The sequence below is a fragment of the Streptomyces niveiscabiei genome (assembly GCF_001419795.1).
Taxonomy (GTDB): Bacteria; Actinomycetota; Actinomycetes; order Streptomycetales; family Streptomycetaceae; genus Streptomyces; species Streptomyces niveiscabiei.
In genome coordinates, this window is sequence record NZ_LIRL01001251.1 from 1 (window position 1) to 4,607 (window position 4,607).

Here is a 4,607-nt window from a genome sequence, read left to right on the forward strand (position 1 = left end):
GCGACCGCCACGGCGACACCCCGTACGCCGAACTGTCCAGCAACGGCAGCTGGGCCGCCGTCCGCGCCACCACCCTCGCCGCGGCCGACCCCACCCACGCCCCCGACCTCCTGCGCGACATCCGCCGGGGCACCCCGGGCCCCGAACCGGCCGACCGGGTCGCCGAACTGACCTGGACCCTCGGCATCGCCGGCACCGCCTGGTACGCCGACGAGTCCGACCTGTGCGTGGACACGTTCCGCCAGGTGTACGAAGGGCTCAGCGCGTACGGCGCGATGGGCCCCGCCGTCCCCACGCTCACCGCGATGGCGGGCGCCCTCGTCGACACCGGCCGCTGGGCGGAGGCGGACGAGCACCTCGAACGCGTCGCCGCCCTCGCGGCCGTCCACGCCCTGACGTTCGTGCGGACCGACGTCGAGGCGCTGCGCGCGACGCTCACGGCCCTGCGCGGCGGCCCCGGCGGCACCGGCCTGGCATGGACGGCCGTCGACCTGGACGAGAACCGCGCCACCCACGCCCGCCTCCTGCGCGCGGAGGGCACCGCCGCGACGGCCGCCGGCGACCACGAGGCCGCGTACCGGCACTTGCGCGCCCTCTTCGGCGAGGACGGCACACCGCTGCACTACTTCCTGTCGCCGCGTTCGATCGCCGACCTCGCCGCAGCCGCCCACCGCACCGGCCGCCAGGAGGAGACGGCGCCCGTCGTCGACGCCGCACGCATCGCCCTCGGCCCCCGCCCCACGACCCGCACGACGCTGCTCCTGCACCACGCCGCCGCCCTCACCGGCCCCGCCCGGGACACCGAGCACCACTTCCGGCTCGCCACCGTCAACCCGGCCGCCGACCAGTGGCCGCTGGCCCGCGCCCAGGCGAGGCTGCACTACGCGCAGTGGCTGCGCCGACGCCGCCGCCCCCTCGACGCGCGCCCCCTGCTGGCGGTGGCCCTGGAGACGTTCACCCGGCTCGGCGCGGCCGGACTCGCCGAGGAGGCGCGGGTGGAGCTGCGGGCCAGCGGGGTCGGTACGGCACCGGTCCGCAGCGACCCGCTGGCCTCACTCACCGCCCAGCAGCGCGAGATCGTCCGGCTCGCGGCGAAGGGGCTGCGCAACCGGGAGATCGCGGAACGGCTCATGGTCTCGCCGCGCACCGTCAGTTCCCACCTGTACCAGGTGTATCCGAAACTGGGGGTGAGCAGCCGCAACCAGCTCCGGGACCTCGTCGAGGAGCTGTGAGAGCCTGTGTCGCGCCCCCGGCCGGACCGGGGCGCCCTCGCCGCCCGGTGGCGCGGCGTCCGCCCCGCCGGGGAGGCGACACAGGCCCCGCCCCGTCACGTCGCAAGGAGGCGCGTGAACCCGGACCGTGTAGTCCTCGACCCCCTCGTCCGACGGCTCGTCGACGCCTCGGCCGGCCCGCCCTACCTGCACCGCATCGGCCCCGTCGACGGCCGCCAGGCCCTGCTGGAGATGCAGGGGCACCCGGACGACGACCTCGACGCCGAGTTCCGCGTCGCCCCCGTCGGCCCCTCCGGGCTCGTCGGCTTCTGGCTCTTCCGGCCCCGGCGACGCCCCGGCCCCCACCCGGTCGTCGTCTACCTGCACGGCGGCCGGTGGATGCTGGGCGACGCCCGCACCCACGCCCGCCTCACCGGCGAACTCGCCGACCTCAGCGGCGCCGCCCTCGTCGTCCCCGAGTACACCCGCACCCCCGAGGCCCGCTACCCGGTCGCCCTGGAGGAGGCGTACGCCACCCTCACCTGGATCGCCGGACAGGCGGACACCCTGGGCCTCGACGGCCGCCGGCTCGCGGTCGCCGGGGACTGCGCGGGCGCCACCCTGGCGACCGCCCTCACCATGACCGCCAAGCGGCGCGGCGGCCCCCGGATCCGCGCCCAGCTCCTGTACTGCCCGATGACCGACCCCGCCGGCGACACCGAGTCCGCGCGGCGGTTCGCCTCCGGCTACGTCCTCACCCGCGACGCGGTCGCCTGGTACTGGCAGGAGTACGCCGACGACCCCCACGACCTCACCGAACCCACCGCCGCCCCCCTGCGTGCCACCGAGCGGGACCTCGCCGGCCTGCCGCCCGCGCTCGTCGTCTCCGCCGAGGCCGACGTCGTCCGCGACGAGGGCGAGCAGTACGCGCGCCTGCTGCGCCGCGCGGGCGTCCCCGTGACCGCCGTGCGCTACCTGGGGACCGTGCACGACTTCGTCTCCCTGAACTTCCTGCGCGACAGCCCGCCCACCCGGGCCGCGATCGGACAGGGGGCCCGGTTCCTCGCGTCGGCGCTGGGACAGTCGACTTACTGATGCGCCGGGGCAGGGCCGCTTGCCAGGCTGACGGAGCAGATCACCCCACCACCCGCCTGCCGTGCGCTCACCCCGCCCGAACACCAGGGAGACCCTCATGTCCGATGCCGTGGACCCGGTACTGGAACCCGCCGCCCGCGCCTTCGCGGAGGCCACCGCCAACCCGCCCTACCTCTTCGAACTGCCCCCGGCCGAGGGCCGCGAGGCCGTCGACGACGTCCAGTCCGGCGAGATCGACAAGCCCGCCGTGGACGAGGAGTGGGTGACCGTCCCCGGCGGCCCCACCGGCAGCGTCCGCGCCCGCATCGTCAAGCCCGCGGGCGCCGAGGGCACCCTGCCGGTCGTCGTGTACATCCACGGCGCCGGCTGGGTCTTCGGCAACGCCCGCACCCACGACCGGCTCGTGCGCGAACTCGCCGTCGGCGCGGGCGCGGCCGTCGTCTTCCCCGAGTACGACCTCTCGCCCGAGGCCCGCTACCCGGTCGCCGTCGAGCAGAACTACGCCGTCGCGAAATGGGTCGCCGAACAGGGCGCCGGGCACGGCCTGGACGCCGCGCGGATCGCCGTCGCCGGGGACTCCGTCGGCGGCAACATGACCGCCGCGCTCACGCTGCTCGCCAAGGAGCGCGGGGACGTCCCGCTCGTCCAGCAGGTGCTGTTCTACCCGGTGACCGACGCCGCCTTCGACACCCCCTCCTACCACCAGTTCGCCACCGGCTACTTCCTGCGCCGCGACGGCATGCAGTGGTTCTGGGACCAGTACACCGCCGACGACGCAGACCGCGCGCAGATCACCGCGTCCCCGCTGCGCGCCACCACCGAGCAGCTCACCGGGCTGCCGCCCGCCCTCGTCATCACGGCCGAGGCCGACGTCCTGCGCGACGAGGGCGAGGCGTACGCCGCGAAGCTGCGCGAGGCCGGGGTTCCGGTCACCGCCGTACGGTTTCAGGGCATCATCCACGACTTCGTGATGCTGAACGCCCTGCGCGGCACCCAGGCCGCCGAGGCCGCCATCACACTGGCGACGGACACCCTGCGCACCGCCCTCCACTCCTGAGGAGACCACCCGTATGTCCACTCCCACCGTCGTCCTCGTCCACGGCGCCTTCGCGGACGCGGCCAGCTGGTCCGGCGTCGTCGCCGAACTCACCGCCCAGGGAATCCCGGTGACCGCCCCGCCGAACCCCCTGCGCGGCCTCGCCTCCGACGCCGCGTACATCGCGTCCGTCGCCGCCCAGACCGAGGGGCCCGTGGTCCTCGTCGGCCACTCCTACGGCGGCGCGGTCATCACCGTCGCGGGCGCCGCCGAGAACGTCGTCGGCCTCGTCTACGTCGCCGCCTACACCCCCGAGGAGGGCGAGAGCCTCGGCGGACTCCAGGGCCGCTTCCCGCTGTCGCCGCTGGTCAGGAACCTGCGCGAATGGTCGTACCCGACCGGGGACGGGACCACCGCGACCGAGGTCACCATCGAGGCCGCGGCGTTCCCGGAGATCTTCGCCGCCGACGTCCCCGCCGCGACGACATCCATCCTCGCCGTGTCCCAACGCCCGCTGGCCGCCGCCGTGTTCGGGGAGACGGCGAGCGCCGCCGCCTGGCACACGAAGCCCTCCTGGGCGATCGTCGCCGACGCCGACCAGGCCATCAACCCCGACGTCCAGCGCTTCGGCGCCGAACGCGCGGGCGCGAAGGTCACCGAACTCGCCGGCGCCTCCCACGCGGTCGCGGTGTCCCGGCCGAAGGAGGTCGCGGACGTGATCCGCGAGGCGGTACAGGCCACGGCCTGAACGATCCCCACCGGCAGGGGGGCGCGTACGCACCCCCTGCCGCACGGCTACGGAACCCTCAGCGCCCGGCGACGACTTCCACCAGCCTCCTGATATCCGCCAGATCCGCCGCGAACTCCGCGTCCAGATCCGGCGCCAGATCCAGCCAGGGCGCGAGCCTGCTGTGCGCGGGAAGATCACCCTCCGGGGGAACCGCCGAGGACACACCAGAACTCCTACGCCCCCACGCAGCCCCTTTCACGGACCGCTTCCGCGCCCGGCAGGACTACAAGGACGCCCTGGACCGCTTCTGACCACTTTCCGAACGTTTCACGTGAAACAACGTCAAGTACGGCCTTCCACCCCATAAGAGCGCTACCGTGCGGGTCCACCCCCACCCCACCCAGGACTCCCCATGCGCCGCCGAACCCTCCTCGCCACGGCCCTGGTAGCCGCAGGCGCCCTAGCCGCGACCCCCCGCGCGAACCCCGCCCACACCGACATCCTCTTCATCGGCGCCCACCCCGACGACGAGGCC

5 protein-coding genes are annotated in these 4,607 nt (G+C 74.8%); 4 read left to right on the forward strand and 1 reads right to left on the reverse strand.

Translation table 11 applies throughout. The annotated features are described in order from the left end of the window. The 4 genes from AOK24_RS42715 to AOK24_RS42730 all read left to right on the forward strand — a co-directional run. The coding region (locus tag AOK24_RS42715) for a helix-turn-helix transcriptional regulator (RefSeq protein ID WP_206191368.1) at positions 1-1,232 on the forward strand (1,232 nt) is incomplete at its 5' end. A gap of 114 nt (positions 1,233-1,346) precedes the next feature. After that, entirely contained in the window at positions 1,347-2,306 is a 960-nt protein-coding gene (locus AOK24_RS42720; protein ID WP_055725240.1) for an alpha/beta hydrolase, read from the forward strand. Positions 2,307-2,403: 97 nt separating this feature from the next. Beyond that, positions 2,404-3,363 carry an alpha/beta hydrolase gene (locus AOK24_RS42725; RefSeq protein WP_055725241.1) on the forward strand — a complete coding sequence of 320 codons (960 nt, stop codon included), beginning with the start codon at positions 2,404-2,406 and terminating at the stop codon, positions 3,361-3,363. A 13-nt stretch (positions 3,364-3,376) separates the two neighbouring features. Further along, positions 3,377-4,090 carry an alpha/beta fold hydrolase gene (locus AOK24_RS42730; protein ID WP_055725242.1) on the forward strand — a complete coding sequence of 238 codons (714 nt, stop codon included), beginning with the start codon at positions 3,377-3,379 and terminating at the stop codon, positions 4,088-4,090. A gap of 58 nt (positions 4,091-4,148) precedes the next feature. Here AOK24_RS42730 and AOK24_RS47070 read toward each other — a convergent pair whose 3' ends face one another. Beyond that, positions 4,149-4,295, reverse strand: coding sequence for a hypothetical protein (locus AOK24_RS47070; protein WP_240554396.1), 147 nt, complete (start codon positions 4,293-4,295; stop codon positions 4,149-4,151). Between the last annotated feature and the right edge of the window lie 312 nt (positions 4,296-4,607).

What these genes read in the sequence shown, in the direction of transcription:
- AOK24_RS42725 (WP_055725241.1), top strand. Translation starts at nt 2,404, where the DNA reads ATGTCCGATGCCGTGGACCCGGTACTGGAACCCGCCGCCCGCGCCTTC.
- AOK24_RS42730 (WP_055725242.1), top strand. Translation starts at nt 3,377, where the DNA reads ATGTCCACTCCCACCGTCGTCCTCGTCCACGGCGCCTTCGCGGACGCG.